Annotated in this window: 18 protein-coding genes and 1 riboswitch; of the genes, 14 read left to right on the top strand and 4 right to left on the bottom strand. The window is 32.6% G+C overall.

Annotated features, from left to right (window positions below; translation table 11 throughout):
* Positions 1 to 67: 67 nt before the first annotated feature.
* From H2650_RS13485 to H2650_RS13470, 4 genes are all read left to right on the top strand, one after another.
* Complete coding sequence (locus H2650_RS13485; protein WP_188051341.1) at positions 68 to 2551, top strand: DUF5686 and carboxypeptidase-like regulatory domain-containing protein; 2484 nt, start codon at positions 68 to 70, stop codon at positions 2549 to 2551.
* An 87-nt stretch (positions 2552 to 2638) separates the two neighbouring features.
* The gene (locus H2650_RS13480) at positions 2639 to 3241 is read left to right on the top strand and encodes a DNA-3-methyladenine glycosylase (protein WP_188051340.1); all 603 of its coding nucleotides are present in this window, start codon (positions 2639 to 2641) and stop codon (positions 3239 to 3241) included.
* A 108-nt stretch (positions 3242 to 3349) separates the two neighbouring features.
* On the top strand, positions 3350 to 3880 hold the full coding sequence (locus H2650_RS13475; RefSeq protein WP_188051339.1) for an inorganic diphosphatase: 531 nt from the start codon (positions 3350 to 3352) through the stop codon (positions 3878 to 3880).
* Between the two features lie 108 nt (positions 3881 to 3988).
* The gene (locus H2650_RS13470) at positions 3989 to 6457 is read left to right on the top strand and encodes a sodium-translocating pyrophosphatase (protein WP_188051338.1); all 2469 of its coding nucleotides are present in this window, start codon (positions 3989 to 3991) and stop codon (positions 6455 to 6457) included.
* A 152-nt stretch (positions 6458 to 6609) separates the two neighbouring features.
* Here the strand turns inward: H2650_RS13470 and H2650_RS13465 are convergent, their stop codons facing one another.
* Together H2650_RS13465 and H2650_RS13460 are read right to left on the bottom strand one after the other, a co-directional pair.
* Entirely contained in the window at positions 6610 to 7224 is a 615-nt protein-coding gene (locus H2650_RS13465; protein WP_188051337.1) for a deoxynucleoside kinase, read from the bottom strand.
* Positions 7224 to 8015: a hypothetical protein gene (locus H2650_RS13460; RefSeq protein WP_188051336.1), complete on the bottom strand. Its 792-nt coding sequence runs from the start codon at positions 8013 to 8015 to the stop codon at positions 7224 to 7226. Before H2650_RS13460 ends, H2650_RS13465 begins: the two co-directional genes overlap by 1 nt.
* A 360-nt stretch (positions 8016 to 8375) precedes the next feature.
* On the opposite strand from H2650_RS13460, the gene H2650_RS13455 reads away from it, so the two are divergent.
* Positions 8376 to 8891: an outer membrane beta-barrel protein gene (locus H2650_RS13455; protein WP_188051335.1), complete on the top strand. Its 516-nt coding sequence runs from the start codon at positions 8376 to 8378 to the stop codon at positions 8889 to 8891.
* 236 nt (positions 8892 to 9127) lie between these two features.
* Here the strand turns inward: H2650_RS13455 and metK are convergent, their stop codons facing one another.
* A complete protein-coding gene (gene metK / locus H2650_RS13450; RefSeq protein ID WP_188051334.1) occupies positions 9128 to 10378 on the bottom strand; it encodes a methionine adenosyltransferase in 1251 nt (416 codons plus the stop codon).
* Positions 10379 to 10944: 566 nt separating this feature from the next.
* Here metK and H2650_RS13445 point away from each other — a divergent pair.
* The 7 genes from H2650_RS13445 (at position 10945) to H2650_RS13415 (ending at position 19775) form a co-directional block, all read left to right on the top strand.
* Positions 10945 to 12237: an O-acetylhomoserine aminocarboxypropyltransferase/cysteine synthase family protein gene (locus tag H2650_RS13445; RefSeq protein ID WP_188051333.1), complete on the top strand. Its 1293-nt coding sequence runs from the start codon at positions 10945 to 10947 to the stop codon at positions 12235 to 12237.
* Between the two features lie 373 nt (positions 12238 to 12610).
* Positions 12611 to 12904, top strand: a complete 294-nt coding sequence (locus H2650_RS13440) for a hypothetical protein (RefSeq protein WP_188051332.1) — start codon at positions 12611 to 12613, stop codon at positions 12902 to 12904.
* A 492-nt stretch (positions 12905 to 13396) separates the two neighbouring features.
* The gene (locus H2650_RS13435) at positions 13397 to 13606 is read left to right on the top strand and encodes a hypothetical protein (RefSeq protein ID WP_188051456.1); all 210 of its coding nucleotides are present in this window, start codon (positions 13397 to 13399) and stop codon (positions 13604 to 13606) included.
* A gap of 198 nt (positions 13607 to 13804) precedes the next feature.
* Positions 13805 to 13927, top strand: a riboswitch (SAM riboswitch).
* Between the two features lie 83 nt (positions 13928 to 14010).
* Positions 14011 to 17397 (top strand): bifunctional aspartate kinase/homoserine dehydrogenase I, encoded by a 3387-nt coding sequence (gene thrA / locus H2650_RS13430; RefSeq protein ID WP_188051331.1) that lies wholly within the window; start codon positions 14011 to 14013, stop codon positions 17395 to 17397.
* Between the two features lie 109 nt (positions 17398 to 17506).
* A complete protein-coding gene (locus H2650_RS13425) occupies positions 17507 to 17959 on the top strand; it encodes an OsmC family protein (RefSeq protein ID WP_188051330.1) in 453 nt (150 codons plus the stop codon).
* An 89-nt stretch (positions 17960 to 18048) separates the two neighbouring features.
* On the top strand, positions 18049 to 19221 hold the full coding sequence (locus H2650_RS13420) for a PLP-dependent aspartate aminotransferase family protein (RefSeq protein WP_188051329.1): 1173 nt from the start codon (positions 18049 to 18051) through the stop codon (positions 19219 to 19221).
* A 143-nt stretch (positions 19222 to 19364) separates the two neighbouring features.
* Complete coding sequence (locus tag H2650_RS13415) at positions 19365 to 19775, top strand: Rrf2 family transcriptional regulator (RefSeq protein WP_188051454.1); 411 nt, start codon at positions 19365 to 19367, stop codon at positions 19773 to 19775.
* Positions 19776 to 20236: 461 nt separating this feature from the next.
* Here the strand turns inward: H2650_RS13415 and H2650_RS13410 are convergent, their stop codons facing one another.
* Entirely contained in the window at positions 20237 to 21019 is a 783-nt protein-coding gene (locus H2650_RS13410; RefSeq protein ID WP_188051328.1) for a sulfite exporter TauE/SafE family protein, read from the bottom strand.
* A 320-nt stretch (positions 21020 to 21339) separates the two neighbouring features.
* Between H2650_RS13410 and H2650_RS13405 the strand changes: the two genes are divergently transcribed.
* Both H2650_RS13405 and cysD read left to right on the top strand, forming a co-directional pair.
* Positions 21340 to 22041, top strand: coding sequence for a phosphoadenylyl-sulfate reductase (locus tag H2650_RS13405; protein ID WP_188051327.1), 702 nt, complete (start codon positions 21340 to 21342; stop codon positions 22039 to 22041).
* 81 nt (positions 22042 to 22122) lie between these two features.
* Positions 22123 to 23022: a sulfate adenylyltransferase subunit CysD gene (cysD, locus tag H2650_RS13400; protein ID WP_188051326.1), complete on the top strand. Its 900-nt coding sequence runs from the start codon at positions 22123 to 22125 to the stop codon at positions 23020 to 23022.
* The last annotated feature ends 38 nt before the right edge of the window (positions 23023 to 23060 follow it).

Here is a 23060-nt window from a genome sequence, read left to right as displayed (position 1 = left end):
GCTGTAATTCACTATATTTGAAACTTCATCAATTATTTATTTGATGAAGTTTTTTTTTGGAACGATTATGAAAAAAAATATTGTAATACTGTTGTTTTTATTTGTTTCGGTAAGTGCTGTTTTTGCACAGACCAAAGCTGGTGGCGTTGTTTTAGACAAGATGAATCAGCCCATACCCTTTGCTAATGTAGTATTTAAGAATTCTAGTGAAGGAATTGTTGCTAATGAAGATGGGTTGTTTTATTTAGAATCTCCAAAAACGTATACGGCTTTAGTGATTTCCTCTGTAGGTTTTTCTGAAAAGGAAATTGTGTTGCCAAAAGCGGTTAATTATAATATGAGAATTCAGCTCAATGAAGCGGAGAGTTTAAATGAAGTAGTTGTTTTTACTGGTAAAACTTCTAAAAAGAATAATCCTGCTCTTGATATACTGCGTAAAATTTGGGAAAAGAAACGCCAAAACGGATTGTACATGTTCAATCAGTATCAAATGGAGAAGTACGAAAAAATAGAATTTGATATGAATTCTATAGACAGTGCTTTTATGAAAAATAAGCTTTTCAAAGGAATGGAGTTTATTTTTAATCAAATGGATACTTCAAAAGTTACAGGAAAAACCTATTTACCCATTTTTGTAAACGAGGCCTTGTCTGATGTTTATGGTGATTTAAAATTAAAAAAAATAAAAGAAAAACTAAAAGCCAGCAAGACATCAGGTTTTAATGGAAATCAGCAAATTTTAAATTTTGTAAAAGATTTGTATTCTGATTATAATATCTATAATAACTATTTAACTTTTTTTGACAAAAGTTTTACAAGCCCGCTTTCTAAAACAGGTATCGATGTTTATAATTATATCCTAAAAGACAGCACTTATATTGATAACAAATGGTGTTATAATATTATATTTTATCCAAGACGTAAAAATGAATTAACTTTTAAAGGTGATTTTTGGGTAAACGATACCACTTTTGCGATCAAGAAAATCAATATGGCTGTTACCAAAAGCGCCAACATCAACTGGGTGAAAGATATCTATCTTGAGCAAGAATTTGAGGTTGTTAGTGATTCGGTTTTCTTGTTGACCAAAGATTATTTAATGTCCGACTTTGCTTTAAACAAAAAAGAAAAGTCTAAAGGGATTTACGGAAAAAGAACAACCTATTTCAGAGATCATAAATTCAATAATGTCAAACCAATTGCTTTTTATAAAGAGGAAGTAAATTATAAGGATCCTGAAGTTTATAATAAGTCGGATGAATACTGGGAGGAAAATCGTTTCGAAAATTTAAATAAAGACGAATTAGGGGTATATAAAATGCTTGATACTTTGCAGACCGTTAAAAAATTCAAACAAATTTACAGTTCTGTTCAAGTACTTGCTAGCGGATTTGTACAATTTGGTAATTTCGATTACGGTCCTATTTTTTCCACATTTGGCTACAATGAAGTAGAAGGAGCAAGATTGCGTGCAGGAGGAAGAACCTATTTTGGAACTAATGACACTTGGCGTATACAAGGATATACGGCTTATGGTTTTAAAGATGATAAATTTAAATACGGATTTTCTGGAAAATGGATGGTCGATAAGAAAAATAGATTTATTTTATCAGGAGGAAATAGACGTGACATCGAGCAAATCGGTGCGAGTTTGACTGCGACTTATGATATTTTGGGTAGGAGCGGTGCTTCTTCCTCTGTATTCTCATCAGGAAATAATGGAAAACTAACCAATATTAATTTAAGTAATATAGCAGTAGAAATGGAGCCTGTGAAAAACTTAACTTTTCAAACAGGTTTTTCGTACCGTACCTTGGAGTCTGCTTCTTCTACATTTAGTTTAGATTATTACACCGATAGAGTTAATGGTGTTGTTAAAAGTGATGTAAAACAATCAGAAGTTAGTTTTCAAATTGAATATACTCCCAAAAGGAGAACCATTGGATACGCGGTAGAACGTGAAATTGTAGATAGTCCTTACAGTCGCTTTTTTGTAAATTACAGTCATGGTTTTAAAGGCTTGCTAGATAGTGACTTTCAATATGATAAATTGCAATTGTATTTTAAACAACCAATTATTATTGGTCCATTAGGACGCTCTAATATTATTATGGAATTGGGTAAAACTTTTGGAACTGTTCCTTTAGGATTAATGAGTGTTATTCCAGGAAATCAAACTTTTTTCAGTATCGAAAATACGTTCAGTAATCTAAATTATTATGAATTTATTTCAGATCAATATGCTACTGTACAATGGAACCACAATTTTGGAGGACGGATTTTTTCTAGAATTCCGTTTATGCGTAAATTGAACTGGAGAGAAATAATTTCGGTAAAAGGAGTATATGGTAGTATTTCTGATGATAATAGAGCCATAAATGCTTCTGGATTATCCTATAATGCACCAGAAAAAGGATATTGGGAATATAGTGCTGGAGTTGGGAATATTTTTAAATTATTCCGAGTTGATTTTTCTTGGCGAGGTAATTATTTAAACACTCCCGATACCAATCGATTTACAGTTAAAGCCTCATTTGGATTTAATTTTTAATAGAGATATTTTTAGCCTTACATCCAAACCTAAAAGAATTGGATGTAAGGCTATTTAAATTTAAGATGATTAAAAAAAAATTAGATTATGCAAGAAGCATTTGATTATCTCGCAGAAAAAGATCGGATTTTCAGGATAATTATTGATCAATTTGGATTGCCTTTAATTCCAAAAAGACCGCAAGGATTTGAAACGTTATTGTTGCTAATTTTAGAGCAACAAGTTTCTATTGATTCGGCCAAAGCTACATTTCTAAAAATAAAAGACAGTCAAAAAACAATAACTCCAGAAGTTTTATCGATTGTTTCGGATGAAGTTTTTAGGAATTTTGGAGTAACTCGTCAAAAAACGAGTTATATAAAAGCTTTAGCGTTAGCTATTTTAAATAAAGAAATTGATTTAGAAAGTTTGCCAAACAAAACTGCGCAAGAAGTTCGGCAGGAACTTATAAAAATTAAAGGAATAGGCAATTGGACTATTGATATTTACCTGATGTTTTGTTTGCAAGTGCCTGATTTATTACCATTAGGAGATATTGCGGTTGTAAACACTATAAAAGAATTACTGGATATTCACGATAAAGAGGCTATGGAAAAGTATGCTGAAAAGTGGAGTCCTTATCGCTCCTTTGCGACGTATCTTTTATGGCATCATTATTTAAAAAAGCGAAATCGAAGAGTTGTTTATTAACGTGTTCACTTTTAAAACACAATCAATTGAAAGTGTATTTATTTTTATTGTAAAAAAGAGTTAGATTCCTTACTTTTGCACCCATAATTATAGATAAGAAAAATTAAAATGACTGCAGACAAATTAACAACTTTCGATGTATTAATCGAAATACCAAGAGGAAGTAGAAATAAATACGAATATGATTTCGAAATAAAAAGAATGCGTTTTGACAGAATGTTATTTTCTTCAATGATGTATCCTGCTGATTACGGATTTATTCCTGAAACTTTAGCTTTAGACGGAGATCCATTAGATGTTTTGGTATTAGTAAATGAGCCAACTTTTCCTGGATGTGTTATGGAAGTAAAACCAATAGGTGTTTTCCATATGGCAGACGATAAAGGACCAGATGAAAAAGTAATTTGCGTTCCTGTTTCAGATCCAATTTGGAATTCATTGAATGATTTATCAGATATGAATCCACACTTATTAAAAGAAATCGAGCACTTTTTTCAAGTATATAAAGATCTTGAAAACAAAAGTGTTGACGTAGGTGGTTGGGGAGATGTTAAGGAAGCTTATTCTATAATCAAACAATGTACAGACCGTTTCAATCAGATTGAAAACAAACCAAAAGGATTATTTAGCATTAAATAATTAATTTGTGATTTTTATAAAAAAAGCAATACTCCGTTAAGAGTATTGCTTTTTTGTTTATTTTCGTTAAGTTACATTGTTAATTTAACCAAAAACCAAACAAAAATTATGGATTCAATAATGATTTATGTGCCAATAATTATGGCAATAGTTGGCCTTCTTTTTATGATGTATAAAAGAGCCTGGGTTTTAAAACAAGATCCAGGAGATGGAAAAATGAAAGAGATTTCAGATTACATCTACGAAGGAGCTTTAGCTTTTTTAAAAGCAGAATATAGGTTGTTGACTTTCTTTGTTATAGGAGCTAGCATTGTTTTAGCCGGAATTACTTTTATTCCAGGTGTAAAAACACATTTACTAATAGTAGTTGCCTTTATTTTTGGAGCTATATTTTCAGCTTGGGCAGGAAATATGGGAATGAAAATCGCTACTAAAACCAATGTTAGAACCACCCAAGCTGCACGTACGAGTTTGCCACAAGCACTAAAAGTTTCTTTTGGTGGTGGTACTGTTATGGGTTTGGGAGTTGCAGGTCTAGCAGTTTTAGGATTAACAACTTTCTTTATAATTTTATTTCAAATACTTTCTGGAGGCGTTTGGAAAGACACAGAGACAATGACAATTGTACTGGAAACATTGGCTGGTTTCTCGTTAGGAGCTGAATCTATTGCATTATTTGCTCGAGTTGGAGGTGGTATCTATACCAAAGCCGCTGATGTAGGAGCTGATTTAGTTGGTAAGGTAGAAGCGGGTATTCCAGAGGATGATCCACGTAATCCAGCGACTATTGCTGATAATGTTGGGGACAATGTTGGCGATGTTGCGGGCATGGGTGCGGATTTATTTGGTTCTTATGTTGCTACCGTTTTAGCAGCAATGGTATTAGGAAACTATGTAATCAAAGATATGGGAGGGAATATAGTAGAAAATGGTTTTGGCGGAATTGGTCCAATACTATTACCTATGGCAATTGCTGGTTTCGGAATCTTATTCTCTATCGTCGGAACTCTACTAGTCAAAATTACAGACGATAATGCTAAAGAGCCACAAGTTCAAAAAGCACTTAACATTGGAAACTGGGTTTCTATTGTACTTACAGCTATCGCTTGTTTCTTTTTAATTCAGTGGATGTTACCTCAAACTATGAAAATGAATTTCTTTGGCGAAGGCTTACAAGATATTTCTTCAACGAGAGTTTTCTATGCATCACTAATTGGCTTATTTGTTGGTGGTGCTATTTCATCAGTTACAGAATATTATACCGGATTAGGTACAAAACCAGTTATGGCCATTGTACAAAAATCATCAACGGGTGCAGGAACTAATGTAATTGCTGGATTGGCAACTGGAATGATTTCTACTTTTCCGACTGTTTTATTATTTGCAGCAGCTATATGGTCAACCTATGCATTGGCTGGCTTTTATGGAGTTGCACTTGCAGCTTCTGCAATGATGGCAACAACTGCAATGCAATTAGCAATCGATGCTTTTGGACCAATATCAGACAATGCAGGTGGAATTGCTGAAATGAGCGAGTTGCCTAAAGAAGTACGTACGAGAACTGATATCTTAGATTCTGTAGGAAATACAACAGCAGCAACTGGAAAGGGATTTGCAATTGCTTCGGCAGCATTAACTTCATTGGCTTTATTTGCAGCCTATGTTACTTTTACAGGAATTGACGGAATTAATATTTTTAAAGCCCCTGTTTTAGCTATGCTATTTGTGGGCGGAATGATTCCTGTAGTTTTCTCTGCTTTGGCAATGAACTCTGTTGGAAAAGCAGCGATGGATATGGTGTACGAAGTACGTCGTCAGTTTAGAGAAATTCCTGGAATTATGGAAGGAACTGGGAAACCAGAATACGCAAAATGTGTTGATATTTCTACGAAAGCAGCACTACGTGAAATGATGTTGCCAGGAATTCTTACTATTGGTTTCCCTATTGCAATTGTACTTTTAGGTAAGTTAGTTTACAGTAGTAATAACCAATTAGTAGCCGAAATGCTCGGTGGTTATATGGCTGGAGTTACTGTTTCGGGTGTGCTTTGGGCAGTTTTTCAAAATAATGCTGGTGGAGCTTGGGATAATGCTAAAAAATCTTTTGAAGCCGGAGTTTTGATAAATGGTGAGATGACTTATAAAGGTTCTGATGCTCATAAAGCAGCGGTAACTGGTGATACTGTTGGAGATCCGTTTAAAGATACATCTGGACCATCGATGAATATTTTAATTAAATTGACTTGTTTGATTGGTTTAGTAATCGCTCCAATTTTAGGCAACGGTAGTCATACTGTTCTGGATAAACCAGCATGTTGCGCTACTTCAGAAATGTGTACTTCAATGTCTAAAGAAGAGTGTTTAGCTAAGGGTTGTACAAGTTCAAGTTGTAAATTTATGAATGAGAAATCAGTCGCTACGCATTTCTCTTCTTCAAAAGAAGTGTCTATCGAAAAGTCAAACATTGATGGAAAGGTAACAGCTACCATAAAAACGACGATAGACGGAAAAGAAGAAATTCAAAAATTTGAAGGAACCGACGCCGAAGTTCAAGCTAAAATAGACGCTTTAAAATAATGATTAAATCATCTTTGTGAAAGTTTAAAAATTTGACAAAGTTTTACAAAAAATGCCTCACTCTAAAAATTAGGAGTGAGGCATTTTTATATTTAGTTTTTATTAATTTTATTGTTTCTCCCTTTCTTATGGTGAGAATATTGGAGCGTATTTTAGAATAATCCGTTTAGTTCGGCATCTATTCTATTGATAATATTTCCTAAATCTTCCTGACTGTCAACAAAATTAATATTATCAACATCTATTATCATTAATTTTCCTTTATCATAGGTTTGTATCCAACCCTCATAACGTTCATTTAATCGGCTTAAATAATCAATCGAAATAGAGTTCTCATACTCTCTTCCTCTTTTGTGAATTTGTCCTACTAGATTAGGAATCGAACTTCTCAAATAGATTAATAAATCTGGTGGTTTCACAGTTGATTCCATTAATTCAAAAAGAGAGGAGTAATTCTGAAAATCACGACTTGTCATTAATCCCATTGCATAAAGATTGGGAGCAAAAATATGTGCATCTTCATAAATAGTTCGGTCTTGTATGATCTTTTTGCCACTTTCTCTAATTTGCATCACTTGTCGAAAACGGGTGTTGAGAAAATAAATTTGTAAATTAAAAGACCAACGTTCCATTTGATGGTAAAAATCATCTAAGTATGGATTGTCAACTACATCCTCAAAATGGGGTTCCCATTTAAAGTGTTTGGCTAATAAACGCGTTAGAGTAGTTTTTCCTGAACCTATATTTCCTGCTATTGCTATGTGCATTACGGTATTATGATTTTATAATTTGTAATTCCTTCTGATGTAAAAATAGATAAAATTTGGTCCTTGTAATAGAATTTATTAAAGGTTTTTTCGGGAATTTTTATTTCATATTTTTTCTGTTTCTCGGCATCTTCAAGAGTTATAATTCCTGACTTAGCGTACATAATTTGATTTTTATTTATAATCAATGTGTAATCTGAATTTGGCAATATTCCTCTCAAAACTATTTTTCCAAAAATATCGCAACTATACCAATTATTTTTTTGATCTATCCAGGAAAAGGAATTAAAGTCGGATTGGTAGTATTTTATAGTGTCAATAAATGGAACAGCGATCGCTCGGTATTCTTTTTTTAAATAATCGTAAAGCCCTATTTGCTGATTCATAGTGTTGTAAATCCAGAACTGATTCTGAGATGCAAGACCAACAGCTGTAGCTATAATAGGGGTGTTGTCCTCTGAAAAATTAATGCTTTGAATTTCATTCAATTGATTGTCTAGCAGAATTATTGTATTGAAGTTTTCATAAAACACAATTATTTTAAAAGGGTTTTGTATGTCGATTTTCGTAATTTTTCCAAGACTTATGTTTTTATACTCGAGATTGTTTTGATTGTTCCGTTTATGAAACACATTATTTTTTATAAAATAATAAAAACCTAAATTGTCATATCCCAAAAATTCATCTCCATCAAAAACAAGCGTATTCGTTTTAGAGCCTATTATTTCAATGTTTTGACTTGAAAGAGCGGTATAAAAGGTGATGATAAATAAAAATATAATTTTTTTCATGAAGACGAATTTACGATTTAACCATTACAAAAAAGGATCACTTTTTTATTAATTTAAATAACTTGATGAAAAATATTTTTTTGCCTAATTAGATTTTCTCAGGAACTTTAATGGTATTGAATAAAACTATATTTTTTTCAAAATTAAAAAGGATCAAGAAATAGAATCTATTAAAAATACCGAAATATGATTTTAATTTTATCCATACAATACATTCTAGACCCTTAAGAAATAGAATAATCGTTTGTTTTTTGTACTAAAATCACCAACGATATACTGATTTTTTGTTTATTCAATAGAAAAATACTACTTTTACAGATGTTATTTACACAATAATCAAATTAATTTAAAAATTTAAACATGAAAAAAATCGCTCTTTTATTAGCTGTATTCGCTTTTAGTTTTGCAAATGCTCAGGCTCCTTTAGAAGAAGGAGGAGTTCAATTAAATGCTGGAGTTGGAACTTCTGGATGGGGAACACCTGTTTATGTCGGTCTTGATTACGGTATTGCAACAAACTGGACTCTTGGAGCAGAACTTTCTTACCAATCTTACAATGAAAATTATGGTTATGGAAATGGTAAAGTAAAAAGTTCTATTTTAGGGATTCAAGGAAACGGTAACTATCATTTTAATGAATTGTTGAGTATTCCTAGTGAATGGGATTTTTATGCTGGAGCTAACTTAAATTACTACAGTTGGACTACAAAATATGACGGAGAAAAACTTAGTGGTTATAATGGTGCTGAAAATTTTGGTATCGGTCTACAAGTAGGTGGTCGTTATTTCTTCAGTGATAACTTTGGAGTAAATCTTCAGTTAGGTGGTGGTAATGTAGTAAGTGGTGCTAAACTTGGAATTACATACAAATTCTAATTTTACATTATTGAAAATAAAAAAAACCGTCGTTTCTATAAAGCGACGGTTTTTTTATGATTTTTTATTATTAATTGCTTTTTAATGTACTGTAAATAATATTCTTTGAAAGAATTATTTACAATTTTGCTAAAAGAATTAAAATAAAAAAACCGCAATTCTTTTTAATTGCGGTTTTTTTGTATAGAAGACCGTTTTTTTCTGTTTCTAATTATAATAGTAGATAAGAAAATGATTTATAGTCCAAATGCTGTTTTAACTTGGTCAACAAAATCTAATTTTTCCCAAGTGAATAATTCTACTTCTACCGTTTTTGTTAAACCTCCGGGAGCTGTAAAAGTCTTTGTAACAGTTTCAGGTGTACGTCCCATGTGTCCGTATGCAGCCGTTTCGCTATAAATAGGATTTCTCAATTTTAAACGTTGCTCAATAAAGTAAGGACGCATGTCAAAAATAGCTTCTACTTTCTTGGCGATTTCACCATTGGTCAAGTTTACTTTAGACGTTCCGTAAGTATCAATAAAAATACCCATTGGCTTTGCAACACCAATTGCGTAAGAAACCTGAACTAAAATTTCATCAGCAATTCCCGCAGCAACTAAGTTTTTAGCGATATGACGCGTTGCATAAGCAGCACTTCTATCTACTTTACTTGGATCTTTTCCAGAAAATGCTCCACCACCGTGAGCCCCTTTTCCACCGTAAGTATCTACAATAATTTTTCTTCCAGTAAGTCCAGTATCTCCGTGTGGTCCTCCAATTACGAATTTCCCAGTTGGATTGATATGGTATTGGATTGTATCATTAAATAAATGTACGTGCGTTGGGTTTTTTGCAATAATTCTTGGAATTAATATCTCCACAATGTCTTTTTTGATTTTTGCAAGCATAACTGCTTCTTCATCAAAATCATCGTGTTGTGTAGAGATTACAATTGCATCAATACGAGTTGGTTTATTGTCATCGCTATATTCTAATGTTACCTGAGATTTTGCATCAGGGCGCAAGTAGGTAATTTCTTTATTCTCTCTTCTTAAAATTGCTAATTCTTGCAATAATTTATGAGATAAGTCAAGCGCCAATGGCATGTAATTTTCTGTTTCGTTAGTTGCGTAACCAAACATCATTCCTTGGTCACCAGCACCTTGCTCTTCAGGATTTGCTCTATCAACACCTTGATTAATATCAGCAGATTGTTCGTGTATAGCAGAAAGAATACCGCAAGAATTAGCTTCGAACATGTATTCGCTTTTCGTATAACCAATTTTTCTGATTACATCACGAGCAATTTGTTGAACGTCTAAATAAGTGTTTGATTTTACTTCACCAGCAAGTATTACTTGACCGGTAGTTACTAAAGTTTCACAAGCTACTTTTGAATCAGCATCAAATGCTAAAAAATTATCGATTAATGCATCTGAAATTTGATCTGCAACTTTGTCTGGGTGTCCCTCGCTTACAGATTCTGACGTAAATAAATAGGCCATAATAATTATTATTTTTAAAATTAAATGAGAAAAAATAATTGCTGAAAAGGACTAAAGGAGCGTTTCTGCTTTAGCATTTTTTCTACTGAAAAATTTTCAGTATTCACAATGAATTTGTTTCATTATGAAGAGGTTGCAATCAGTTCAAATTTTTCCTCTTGTATTAGGGTGCAAATGTATGAAACCATTTTGAATTGTAAATTAATCTTTTGTTTTTTTAATATAATTTAAGACAATTTAATAAAACCTATTAAATCTATAGGATTAGTAAATAATTTATTTTTTATTTGTTTTATTCAAATATAGTTTGCAGATTTGTAAAATAAAATAAAGAAAAATGACAATTAAAACTTTCAATATGTGTGTTATGATGCCGGAGCCTTCCGCAGAGCACGCTATTGTATAGTTTTAAAAATTTAAAATATATAATTAAGACCTCTGCGAAAAGCAGGGGTTTTTTTTTGGAATTAAATTAATAAATCCAGTATATGAGTATTATTTTTTAAGATCAGAAATAAAAAAAAGAAGCAATTAATAACAAACCAACTAATTTAAATTTGAAGATTATGAGTACACAAAAATTTGAGACAAATGCATTACATGCAGGACATGATGTTACTAAAACAGCAGGAACAAGAGCGGTTCCAATTTATCAAACAAGTTCGTACGTTTTTAATAATTCGGAACACGCCGCCAAAGTTTTTGGATTAGAGGAGCCAGGATTTATTTATACAAGACTTAATAATCCAACAAACGATATTCTAGAGCAGCGATTGGCTATTCTAGAAAAGGGAATAGGAGCGGTAGTTACAGCCTCTGGTACAGCTGCCATTACTACTGCATTGTTAGTTTTGTTAAAAGCGGGAGATCACATTGTAGCTTCCAATAGTTTATACGGCGGAACTTTCAATTTATTTAATGTGACATTACCAAGACTTGGTATCACCACAACATTTGTAGATCCATCGGATACAAAAAACTTTAAGAACGCTGTTCAAGAAAATACGAGAGCTTTTTTTGTAGAATCCTTGGGGAATCCAAAATTAGACGTTTTAGATTTAAAAGGTATTTCTAAGGAAGCAAGAGCCGCAAAAGTCCCTTTTATAGTTGATAATACAGTTGCATCCCCTTATTTGTTAAATCCTATAGATTTTGGAGCGGATATCGTAGTGCACTCTTTAACAAAATACATCACTGGAAACGGAACTTCTCTTGGAGGTGTGATTATTGATGCTGGAAACTTTGATTGGACTAATGGGAAATTTCCTGAATTAACAGAGCCTTCAGCAGGTTATCACGGATTAATTTACAATGAAGCTTTAGGAAAAGCAGCTTTTATTGCTAAGGTTAGAATTGAAGGTCTGCGTGATTTTGGAGCAGCTTTGAGTCCGTTTAATGCCTTCCAGATTATACAAGGATTAGAGACTTTGCCCATTCGTGTACAACGCCACAGTGAAAATGCTTTGGCATTAGCGCAATGGTTAGAAGAGCAACCAGAAGTGGCTTGGGTAAATTATCCAGGTTTGAAATCCAGTAAATACTATAATTTAGCTCAGCAGTATTTACCAAAAGGGCAAAGTGGAGTAGTGACTTTTGGGTTAAAAGGAGGATTTGAAGCAGCAAAAACAGTAGCAGATCAAACTAAATTATTTTCGCTATTAGCTAATATTGGCGACACTAAATCATTAATAATTCATCCTGCTAGTACTACTCATCAGCAATTATCCGATGAACAAAAAGCTGCAGCAGGAGTTCCTAATGACTTAATACGATTGTCTGTAGGATTAGAAGATATTCAGGATTTAATTACCGATTTAAAAGTGGCTTTTAAAAGTATAAAACAATCTGAATTTGTTTAAAGACTATGATTTTAATTAGTTTAAAAAATGATCATAATTCAATAGTAATTTCACAATTAAAGAACTTTATTAAAATTTGGTTTTTTAATTGTGAAAAATTACATATTTCTAACTAAATCTTTTTTTGAAGAATAACGATAGAGTTCTAGTTAGATTTTGGTTTCAAAGAAAAAATTCGAAGTTTCTGTAAAGCTTTTATATTTTTTAAGTGATGATACAAAAAAGTTATATAAGTATTAATCCTTATTGTGTAAGATAAGTAGCAGATAAGCGCAGTAGATTTGCTACGAGTTAAAAAAAAAGAAAAGCAATATGTTGATGTGTTTTTTAGCTGGAAGTAGAAATAAAATTAAAATAAAATAACAATCTCATTATGGAGTCACGAGAAATACTAGTAGCGGAGCAAAAAGCATCGAAAACAAGTAACAAAACAGGAGATTTAAAATGGGATAAATATTTAGATGATTATTGTAACTATTTTAAAGAATATAAAAAGCATTACAAAAAGTCAAACGAGGGGAATATGAATTCATTATCATTATATCCTTATATGCAGCAGAAATGGCAATTTTTTAAAAAGCAAATCAGCAGGGCCTACAAATACAATCGTTTGAATGATCAACAAATTGAAAGACTGATGAATATGAAAACAATAGAAGGTTGTTAACGATTATTTAATATTAGAAATCCAGTCTTTTTATTTGGAAATATGAATTAAAAGTTGCATATTTGATTTTGAAAAAAATAAAGATGAAATATACAATTTACACTATGTTTAAAGTCGGTCAGGATAATTCCTGAGGGTAGTTTATTGCATAATTTTAAATTAAAATTATAAGAAATAAGCTTCCCATGATAGGGAGGCTTTTTTTATGAGCATACAAAATTAAATTGATTTATATTAGAATCGGAAATAGATGAAAAAACTAATAAACAAGACAATAAATACCGTAAAAGTCACCAATGTAATTGTGGTGTGTACCATTTTATGCATGCATGACTGTTGATTCCAAAAGTATAAGTTTGATATATAACTTAAAACCCTTTTGGATAGTCATCTAAAAGGGTTTTTGTTTTTTTACTAGTATTTGAAAACTAAGATAGTATAACAACAATAAGAACAAAAAAGAATTTTATAAACCTAAACAATTATTAAATTATGAGTGCAACTAAGTATTTTGCAAAAACATTTCAGTTATTAAAAAGTATTAATTTCAGAAATAAAACAGTAAAGGGGAACGACTTTATCAATGAACTAATCGATTCGAGATTTGAATTTTCAAAAAATGATGCTTTGCCACAAAATAAAGTGACAGATTCATTACTTTTTTTAATGTATTCAAAAGAGAATGAAGCGTTGTTTATTTAGGAAATGGGAAAGTAATTTCCATTATCTGATGATACAAAAAAATGCAAAGTGTTACTCTGATATAGTATAGTTTTACTTTTAATTTATAAGTTTAACACTTTGCTTTTATTTTTCTTATAAAAATCAAAAGACACGAAAATTTGGTTTTTAAAAATAATAGCAGTTAATTTGCTGCTTTAAGTTCACACTTGTATTGAAATGTTATAAAGAAAGGCAGAGGGATTAGACCCGATGAAGCCTTAGCAACCCTTCGATTTATCGGAGAAGGTGCTGCATTCTACCTTGAACTGAATTTGTTTCAGTTGCTAGGAAAGATAACAATAAGAATTCGTCTAGATACCCAATATTCTAGCTTTCTTTCTAATATTTCCAGACACAAATCAAAAATCATAAAAGATTTGAAATTGGAAAATAAACCTTCATTAATTAAATTACAAGATTTCACCACTCATAATGGTGCTTTCTATGCTACCCTAAATTTAAGCTATCAGATTTTTGGCGCCGATTTGCATTCTGCTCCCATAATTTTAATTAATCATGCTTTAACTGGAAACTCACAAGTTATTGGTGAAGCTGGTTGGTGGAACGAAATAGTAGGCGTTGATAAAACAATTGATACCCGAAAATATACCATCATCGCTTTTGATGTTCCAGGCAATGGTTTTAATTCAGCTACCATCGACAATTACAAGGATTTTATTGCAAGAGATATTGCTAAAATTTTTCTGGAAGGACTTCGTGTGCTAAAAGTTGATCAACTTTTTGCGCTTATCGGTGGATCAATAGGTGGAGGAATAGGTTGGGAAATTTTGGCCTTAGAGCCTAAATTAACTCAAAATTTCATTCCCATTGCTACCGATTGGAAGGCTACCGATTGGTTGATTGCTAACTGTTATTTGCAAGAGCAAATCTTAAATAATTCTAAAAAACCTATAGAAGATGCACGCATTCACGCAATGTTGTGTTACCGAACTCCTGAATCTTTTAAGGAAAAATTTAATCGAGATATTAATGTGCAACTCGAAACTTTTCAAGTGGAGAGTTGGTTGAATTATCACGGAGAAAAATTGGAAAAAAGATTTCAGTTATCGGCCTACAAGATGATGAATCAATTATTAAAAACCATTGATATCACTCGGAATAGAGAATCTTTTGAATCTCTTATTTCTAAAGTTGATGCCAATATTTATATAGTAGGAATCAACTCTGACTTGTTTTTTACGGCAAAGGAGAATAAAGAAACATACAACGATATCAAAAAATTTAAAAACAATGTATTCTATAGCGAGATTGACTCGCAGCACGGACATGATGCTTTCTTGATAGAATATGAACAATTAGACAATTTATTAGAAGTAGTCTTCAAAAATAAAAAACAAATGAAAGTACTGAAATTTGGCGGAAAATCTTTAGCAAATGGGGAAGGGATTAATACGGTTCTAAATATTATTGAAAGTAAAATAAAGCAAGAAGAAAAAGTTACTGTTGTTGTATCCGCAAGAGGAAAAGCTACTGATGAACTTGATGATATTTTAACAATCGCTGTGAAAAATGGTAATTACAAACCACTTTTAGAGAGTTTTAAAAAATATCAAAAAGATGGATTTGAATCAATTGATTTCTCTGTTGAATTTGAAAAATTAGATAAACTTTTTGAAGGAGTGAGTTTGATAGGCGATTACAGTACTAAAATTCAAGATCAAATTTTGGCACAAGGTGAAGTGCTTTCGGCTAAATTACTCGTCTTCTTACTAAACGAAAGAGGTATTCTTGCAAAATTTGCCGATACCCGTGAATTGATAGTTACGGACTCGAATTTTGGCGATGCTCAACCTATAGAAGGGGCATCGAAAAAGAATATCATCCAGATTTTTAAAGAAAATGAAGACGCCGTTTTAGTAATTACAGGTTTTATTGGTGCGAACGCCAAAAATGAAACTACTACTTTAGGTAGAAATGGAAGTAATTACACAGCTTCACTAATAGCAAATTTCATTAATGCGGAAGAACTTCAGAACTTCACACATGTTGACGGAATATACACTGCCAATCCAGATTTAGTATTTGATGCAAAAAAAATAGATCACTTGACTTTTAATGAAGCAAATGAGTTGGCTAATTTTGGCGCAACTATTCTGCATGCTAAAACTATCATTCCTTTATTAGAAAAAAATATTCCGCTTCGTATTTTAAATACGTTTAATCACGAAAATAAAGGAACACTCATTACGGCTAATGCTGCAGGAGCGGGAATAAAAACACTTTCCGTTTTAGAGAATGTAGCTTTAGTAAATCTTGAAGGAAGAGGATTGTTGGGGAAAACAGGTGTAGATGCTCGTATTTTTAAAGTAATGGGCGATAATGATATTAGTGTAAGTATCATTTCACAAGGTTCATCAGAAAGAGGAATTGGATTAGTGGTTGCAGCTGATAAAGCCACAAGAGCAATGATCGAATTAGAAAAAGAATTCGAAAATGATTTCTATTCTAAAGATGTGAATAAAATTACAGTGACTGATAATGTTTCGGTAATTTCAATTATTGGCCAAGATTTAAGTACGTTTCATAAACCCTATACTGCTTTAATTAAAAATAAAATTATTCCTATACTATTTAATAATACTGTTACGGGTAAAAACGTGAGTTTAGTGGTTAAAAAAACCGAACTTTATAAAGCATTAAATGTCATTCACGGTGAGATTTTTGGTGTTTCAAAAAAAATCAACATTGCTGTTTTTGGACATGGTCTAGTGGGAGGAACTTTGATTAATCAAATTTTAGAGTCTGCTGAAGCAATTGATAAAAGAAAACATATTAAACTAAATGTTTTTGCCATTGCCAATTCTAAAAAAATTCTTTTAGATAAAAACGGAGTTTCTTTACAGTGGAAAAATCAAATTCAAGATCAAGGAATTCCTTATACGATGGAAGACGTTATTGCTTATGCAAACGAACATCATTTAGAAAATTTAATTGCCATCGATAATACAGCGAGTGCTGCATTTGTTGAAAACTATATTCCGCTGGTGGAAAGCAGCTTCGATTTAATTTCTTCAAATAAAGTAGCAAACACATTAAGCTATGGTTTTTATAAAGACTTAAGAAAATCATTAGCAGATAACCAAAAGAACTATTTGTATGAAACCAATGTTGGAGCTGGTTTGCCATTGATTGATACGATTAAATTACTGCATCTTTCAGGAGAAAATATTACTAAAATTAAAGGGGTTTTCTCTGGAACTTTGAGCTATTTATTCAATAATTTCTCTGCAAAAGATGCGCCTTTTAGCGAAATTCTAAAAGAAGCAATTGACAACGGTTACACGGAGCCAGATCCAAGAGAAGATTTGTGCGGTAATGACGTAGGAAGAAAATTATTGATTTTAGCAAGAGAACTAGATTTGCAAAATGAATTTGAAGAAATTAAGATTCAAAATCTTATTCCAGAACATTTACGTGAAGGTGATGTTGCTGATTTTTTAACAAAGCTTAAGGAATTTGATCCTATTTATGACAAAATAAAAGCAGACCAAAAACCGAATCATGTCTTAAGATATATAGGCGAATTGTCTGGAGATTTGCAGCATGATAAAGGAATACTAGAAGTGAAATTAGTTTCAGTTCCTTCAGATACTGCATTAGGAGGATTGAAAGGTTCTGATTCTTTCTTCGAGATTTACACAGAGTCCTACGGAGATCGACCAATAGTAATTCAAGGAGCGGGCGCTGGATCAGCGGTGACAGCAAGAGGAGTTTTTGGAGATATTTTGAGATTGTCGGATAAAGGGTAGAATCCCCCTTACCCCCGAAGGGGGAATAAAGAAAATATAAATAATATAAAAAGGACATACCTCCGGTCTTGGCTCCCTCCCCTTCGGGGAGGGTTGGGGAGGGGATATTATGAAAGTAACATTAAATAGAGTAAACGATAATTTCCATTTCGAATTAAAAAACGAACGTGGACACATAGTAAACGTAGACAGTCGTCCTGAGTTTGGAGGAAATGATATGGGAGCAAGTCCTATGGAATTAGTGTTAATGGGAGTTGCAGGCTGTAGCGCCATTGATATGATTTCGATTCTAAAAAAGCAACGTCAAGAAATTACTTCTTTCAAAGCAGAGGTTGATGGCGAAAGAGTTCAAATAGGAGAGGCAAAACCTTTTAAAGATATTCATGTTGTTTTTTATTTAGAAGGCGAAATTAATCCAGAAAAAGCAGCGAGAGCCGCACAACTTTCTTTTGAGAAGTATTGTTCCGTTTCTAAAACATTAGAGCCAACAGCTACAGTAAATTACAAAGTAGTTTTGAATGGAATCCCCCTAACCCCCGAAGGGGGAACAAGCAACTTATAAATAATTGCTGATTTTTTAAATAATAATGCTCTAGCCAGGCTCCCTCTCCGCCGCGGCGGAAGGGCTGGGGTGGGGATAATAGAACTTTTATGAACGATCAAGAATTCGGGTTTGAAACCCAAGCAATACGCAATCAATTAGAAAGAACACAATATTTGGAACATTCAGTGCCTTTGTATTTAACCTCCAGCTTTGTTTTTGAAGATGCCGAAGATATGAGAGCCTCTTTTGCCGAAGAAAAAGAGAGAAATATTTACAGCCGTTACAGTAACCCAAATACCAACGAATTTGTTGATAAAATTTGTAAAATGGAAGGTGCTGAGGCAGGTTTTGCTTTTGCATCTGGAATGGCAGCGGTGTATTCTACTTTTGCAGCTTTGTTAAAATCAGGAGATCATATTGTATCAGCCAGTAGTGTTTTTGGCGCTACACATTCGCTTTTTATGAAATACTTTCCTAAATGGAATATCGAAACTTCGTATTTTGACATCAATAAACCGGAAACTATCGAGAGTTTTATTAAACCAAATACCAAGATTCTTTTTGCGGAATCGCCTACGAATCCAGCAGTTGATATTATTGATTTGGAATTATTGGGAGCAATTGCTAAAAAATACAATTTGATTTTGATTATCGACAACTGTTTTGCAACCCCTTATATTCAGCAACCTATAAAGTGGGGTGCACATTTAGTGGTGCATTCTGCTACTAAATTAATTGATGGACAAGGAAGAGTATTAGGAGGAGTTACTGTTGGGAATACTGATTTAATCAAAGAAATTTATTTGTTTTCCCGACTTACAGGTCCTGCATTATCCCCATTTAATGCTTGGGTTTTGTCTAAAAGTTTAGAAACTTTAGCCGTTCGTGTCGAGAAACATTGCCAAAATGCACTTCAAGTCGCCGAGTTTCTAGAAAATCATCCTAAAGTGAAACAGGTGAAATACCCGTTTTTAAAATCACATCCACAATATGACATTGCTAAAAAACAAATGAGTTTAGGTGGAAATATCGTAGCATTCGAGATCAAAGGCGGATTAGAAGCAGGAAGAACTTTTCTGGATAAAATAAAACTATGTTCTTTGTCTCCTAATTTAGGCGATACAAGAACTATTGTTACGCATCCCGCCTCTACAACTCATAGTAAATTATCCGTAGAGGAACGTTTGGCAGTAAGCATCACGGATGGTTTAGTCCGCGTTTCCGTAGGATTAGAAACCGTAAAGGATGTAATAGCCGATTTAGAGCAAGCATTATCCTAGATTTTAGGGTTGCGTTTTTTGAATTTAGATTTGATGATTGTCGTAAAAAAAGATTGTAAATTTGGTGTTCGAATTTAAAACAGTTGATGATTTTTTTAAATCAAAAATCGTTAATCATCATTCTTAAATCCAAATCGGTAATTATGCTCTCTAAAAAAACAAAATACGGAATAAAAGCAATGACTTTTTTGGCTCGCCAAGAAGATAATACACCAGTACAAATTGCTGAAATAGCGAAGAGTGAAAATATTTCGTTGAAATTTTTAGAAAGTATTTTATTATTATTGCGAAATTCTGGTTTTTTAGGTGCCAAAAAAGGAAAAGGAGGAGGTTATTACTTAATCAAAGATCCTAAAGAAATCAATATGGCGCATGTTTATCGCATTCTAGAAGGACCTATCGCACTTTTGCCTTGCGCAAGTCACAATTTCTATGAGAAATGTGATGATTGCAAGGAGGAATTAAATTGTGCTGTTCGAAAATTAATGATAGAAGTACGCGATAACACTTTAAAAATATTAGAGAGTAACACCCTTGCAGATATCGCTTTTTAAATTAATCTTTTCAACAATATTTATTTGGGCGTGCCCCTTCAGATTGCTCATTCGTTCCTCATCGCAACTTCGGGTCGTGCTTTCCGTTCCCGCTTTTTTTTATTAGGTCTCGTTCTATCAACGAAACCTAATAAAAAAGAGCTCCACTGCAATCCCTCACGCAAAAAAAAATCAGTTTCAGTTTCAATTTTTTTATAAAATTGCAGTAATGCTCAATTTTTAATTCCTACGAATGTAGAATATTACCCAACTACACTTATAATTACAAACTCAACTTATTTATAATCAAAAACAGAGGTGAAAATTACTCCTGTAGCTAAAAACCTCTAATCATTAACATCATCTTTAAAAGACGACGGTTATTAACACCACATGCTTAATTTTCTTAAATGTCTTATATGGTTTAAGAAAATAAATTACTTACTTCATAATTAAAATACCGCATCGCAATACCTAAAAAACTAGAAAATTAATTTATAACCCACTATAAAAAGCATAATAGCAATAGCATTTCTAAGAAATAAATCGGGAACTTTTCCGCTCAACATGCTTCCAATATAAATTCCAGGTAGAGAACCAAGTAATAATTGCCCCAACAATCCTAAATCTAAATTTCCCATTGATGCGTGTCCTAATCCAGCTACAAGCGTTAACGGGACAGCATGCGCAATTTCGGTCCCCACTAATCTTGGAGTTGCTAAAAGGGGATACAAGAAAAATAAGGTAACCGTTCCCAATGCACCGGCTCCAATAGAAGTTAAGGTAACAGTTGCACCTAATAAAAGACCAATAGCTACAGTTAGTAGGTTTTGAGTTTTACTTTCATTATGAAATTTATTTCCAGACTTTTTCTGAGAAACTAATAACAGTTTCTTTTTGAATAAAACCGCTATCGAAGTTAATATAAGCGCCCAGCCTAAGCCATATTTTATAATAGCGTTAAGAGAAGCTACTTCTGTTTTTATACTATGCAATATCCATAAGGTTAATAAAGCTGCGGGAACACTTCCTAATGAAAGCCAACCTGTTATAGACCAATTGATATTTTTTTTCTTGTGATGTACATAAACTCCTCCCATTTTAGTAAAAGCAGCATATAATAAGTCTGTGCCAACAGCAGTTGTAGGTGGAATTCCAAACCATAATAAAATAGGTGTCATCAAAGATCCGCCTCCTACACCTGTCATCCCAACTATAAAACCTACCGTTAAACCTGCTATTACTAAACCTAATTGGAAATCCATAAAAAAAATTTTGACAAAAATAATAATTATTTATAATTATCCTATCGGCAAAGTAGGTTAATTATTTTATTTGTCAAGAAATAAACTTTAATCAATTTTAAATTACTTTTTTTATAGATATGATAAAACAGAACCGATTGATAAAGAAATCAATAATTATTGCGTTCGTAATTTATAAACTCTTTATTTACAAGGCTTAGCGATGGTTTTGAAATAAAATAAAAATTATGCAATTATTTTGTTATTTAAAAATAAATAGTACTTTTGCAATTCAATCTACTAATCCTATAGGGTAATAGATTAATTAAATAAGCTTAAAAATGAGTTCAACAATAGCACAAGCATTAACAGAAAAAACAAAAAACTTCTCAATCGAAGAAACCTTAGCTTTTTTGGCTAATGAATATCAAAATAAAGTAGTTTTTTCAACTTCTTTTGGACAAGAAGACCAAGTGATAACAGCGCTCATTGCTTCAAAGGATTTACCAATTGCCATTTTTACTTTAGATACAGGTCGGGTGTTTCAAGAAACGTATGATGTTTTTCATAAAACAAATAAAAAGTATAAAATAGAAATTAAAACCCATTTCCCAGAAGCAGCATCTGTTGAAGATTTACTAAACAAAAAAGGCCCAAATAGTTTTTACGAATCTGTAGGAAATAGAAAAGAATGCTGTTTTATTCGAAAAGTAGCTCCGTTAAGTAAGGCCTTAAATGGAAATGAAATTTGGATTACAGGTTTAAGAGCAGAGCAGTCTGAGAATAGAAATGATTTACCTTTTTTTGAATATGATGCGCACTTTAATATCATCAAATTTAATCCTTTGTTAAAATGGACATTAGAAGAAGTTCAAAGTTATATAGACTTAAATAATGTACCACAAAATGCATTGCACAAACAAGGTTTTGTAAGTATTGGTTGTGCACCATGTACTAGAGCAATTTTGCCTGGCGAGGATATTAGAGCAGGAAGATGGTGGTGGGAATCCAGTCATAAAGAATGTGGTTTGCACCAAAAGTAATAAGTTAAAGTAAAAATAATAATTTCAAGTTGTGGCTTCCTTCATTTTGTGTAGAGCCAGAGATGGGATAAAAAATAAGTTATGAGCACATTATTAAAAACGAATGCTTTAGAAAGCGAAGCGATATACATTTTCAGAGAAGTTATTTCTCAATTTGACAAACCAGTTTTGCTTTTCTCTGGTGGAAAAGATTCTATTACATTAGTACGTTTGGCACAAAAAGCATTTTTTCCTGCCAAAATTCCTTTTCCATTGTTGCACGTAGACACAGGACATAATTTTCCTGAAACTATTGCTTTTAGAGATAAATTAGTTAAAGAATTAGGCTTAGAATTAATCGTTCGTAATGTGCAAGATGCTATCGATTCTGGTAAAGTACAAGAGGAATCTGGAAAATATTCAAGCAGAAATAGTTTGCAAACGACTACACTTCTTGATGCCATCGAAGAATTTAAATTTGATGCTTGTATTGGTGGTGCCCGTCGAGATGAAGAAAAAGCAAGAGCTAAAGAACGTATTTTTTCGGTACGGGATGATTTTGGGCAATGGGATGAAAAAAACCAGCGTCCTGAATTATTTGATTTACTAAACGGAAAAATTGAAAACGGTCAAAATGTTCGTGTTTTCCCAATTTCAAACTGGACAGAAATAGATGTCTGGAGTTATATCGAACAAGAAAAAATTGAAATTCCATCTATTTACTTTTCACATAAACGTAAAGTTTTTATGCGAGATGGACTCATTTGGTCACATTCTCCATTTGTTTACCAAGAAGAAGACGAAGAAATCGAAGAGAGAATTGTTCGTTTTAGAACAGTTGGAGATATGAGTTGTACGGCTGCAGTAGATTCTTATGCTGCAACAATTGCTGAGGTTGTTGGCGAAATCAGAACATCAACAATATCTGAGAGAGGAGCCAGAATTGATGATAAACGTTCAGAAGCCGCGATGGAGAAAAGAAAACAACAAGGATATTTTTAATCCCCCTAACCCCCAAAGGGGGAATAAAGGACTTATAA

It is taken from the genome of Flavobacterium sp. GP15, from assembly GCF_014281985.1.
GTDB lineage: Bacteria > Bacteroidota > Bacteroidia > Flavobacteriales > Flavobacteriaceae > Flavobacterium > Flavobacterium pygoscelis.
Note: the sequence above shows the minus strand (reverse complement) of the source record. Positions and strands in the feature narration are given on the sequence as shown.

Excerpts from the sequence above, each read along its gene's own strand:
- H2650_RS13485 (WP_188051341.1), top strand. The coding sequence starts at position 68 with ATGAAAAAAAATATTGTAATACTGTTGTTTTTATTTGTTTCGGTAAGT.
- H2650_RS13480 (WP_188051340.1), top strand. The coding sequence starts at position 2,639 with ATGCAAGAAGCATTTGATTATCTCGCAGAAAAAGATCGGATTTTCAGG.
- H2650_RS13475 (WP_188051339.1), top strand. The coding sequence starts at position 3,350 with ATGACTGCAGACAAATTAACAACTTTCGATGTATTAATCGAAATACCA.
- H2650_RS13470 (WP_188051338.1), top strand. The coding sequence starts at position 3,989 with ATGGATTCAATAATGATTTATGTGCCAATAATTATGGCAATAGTTGGC.
- H2650_RS13465 (WP_188051337.1), bottom strand. The coding sequence starts at position 7,224 with ATGCACATAGCAATAGCAGGAAATATAGGTTCAGGAAAAACTACTCTA.
- H2650_RS13460 (WP_188051336.1), bottom strand. The coding sequence starts at position 8,015 with ATGAAAAAAATTATATTTTTATTTATCATCACCTTTTATACCGCTCTT.
- H2650_RS13455 (WP_188051335.1), top strand. The coding sequence starts at position 8,376 with ATGAAAAAAATCGCTCTTTTATTAGCTGTATTCGCTTTTAGTTTTGCA.
- metK (WP_188051334.1), bottom strand. The coding sequence starts at position 10,378 with ATGGCCTATTTATTTACGTCAGAATCTGTAAGCGAGGGACACCCAGAC.
- H2650_RS13445 (WP_188051333.1), top strand. The coding sequence starts at position 10,945 with ATGAGTACACAAAAATTTGAGACAAATGCATTACATGCAGGACATGAT.
- H2650_RS13440 (WP_188051332.1), top strand. The coding sequence starts at position 12,611 with ATGGAGTCACGAGAAATACTAGTAGCGGAGCAAAAAGCATCGAAAACA.
- H2650_RS13435 (WP_188051456.1), top strand. The coding sequence starts at position 13,397 with ATGAGTGCAACTAAGTATTTTGCAAAAACATTTCAGTTATTAAAAAGT.
- H2650_RS13425 (WP_188051330.1), top strand. The coding sequence starts at position 17,507 with ATGAAAGTAACATTAAATAGAGTAAACGATAATTTCCATTTCGAATTA.
- H2650_RS13420 (WP_188051329.1), top strand. The coding sequence starts at position 18,049 with ATGAACGATCAAGAATTCGGGTTTGAAACCCAAGCAATACGCAATCAA.
- H2650_RS13415 (WP_188051454.1), top strand. The coding sequence starts at position 19,365 with ATGCTCTCTAAAAAAACAAAATACGGAATAAAAGCAATGACTTTTTTG.
- H2650_RS13410 (WP_188051328.1), bottom strand. The coding sequence starts at position 21,019 with ATGGATTTCCAATTAGGTTTAGTAATAGCAGGTTTAACGGTAGGTTTT.
- H2650_RS13405 (WP_188051327.1), top strand. The coding sequence starts at position 21,340 with ATGAGTTCAACAATAGCACAAGCATTAACAGAAAAAACAAAAAACTTC.
- cysD (WP_188051326.1), top strand. The coding sequence starts at position 22,123 with ATGAGCACATTATTAAAAACGAATGCTTTAGAAAGCGAAGCGATATAC.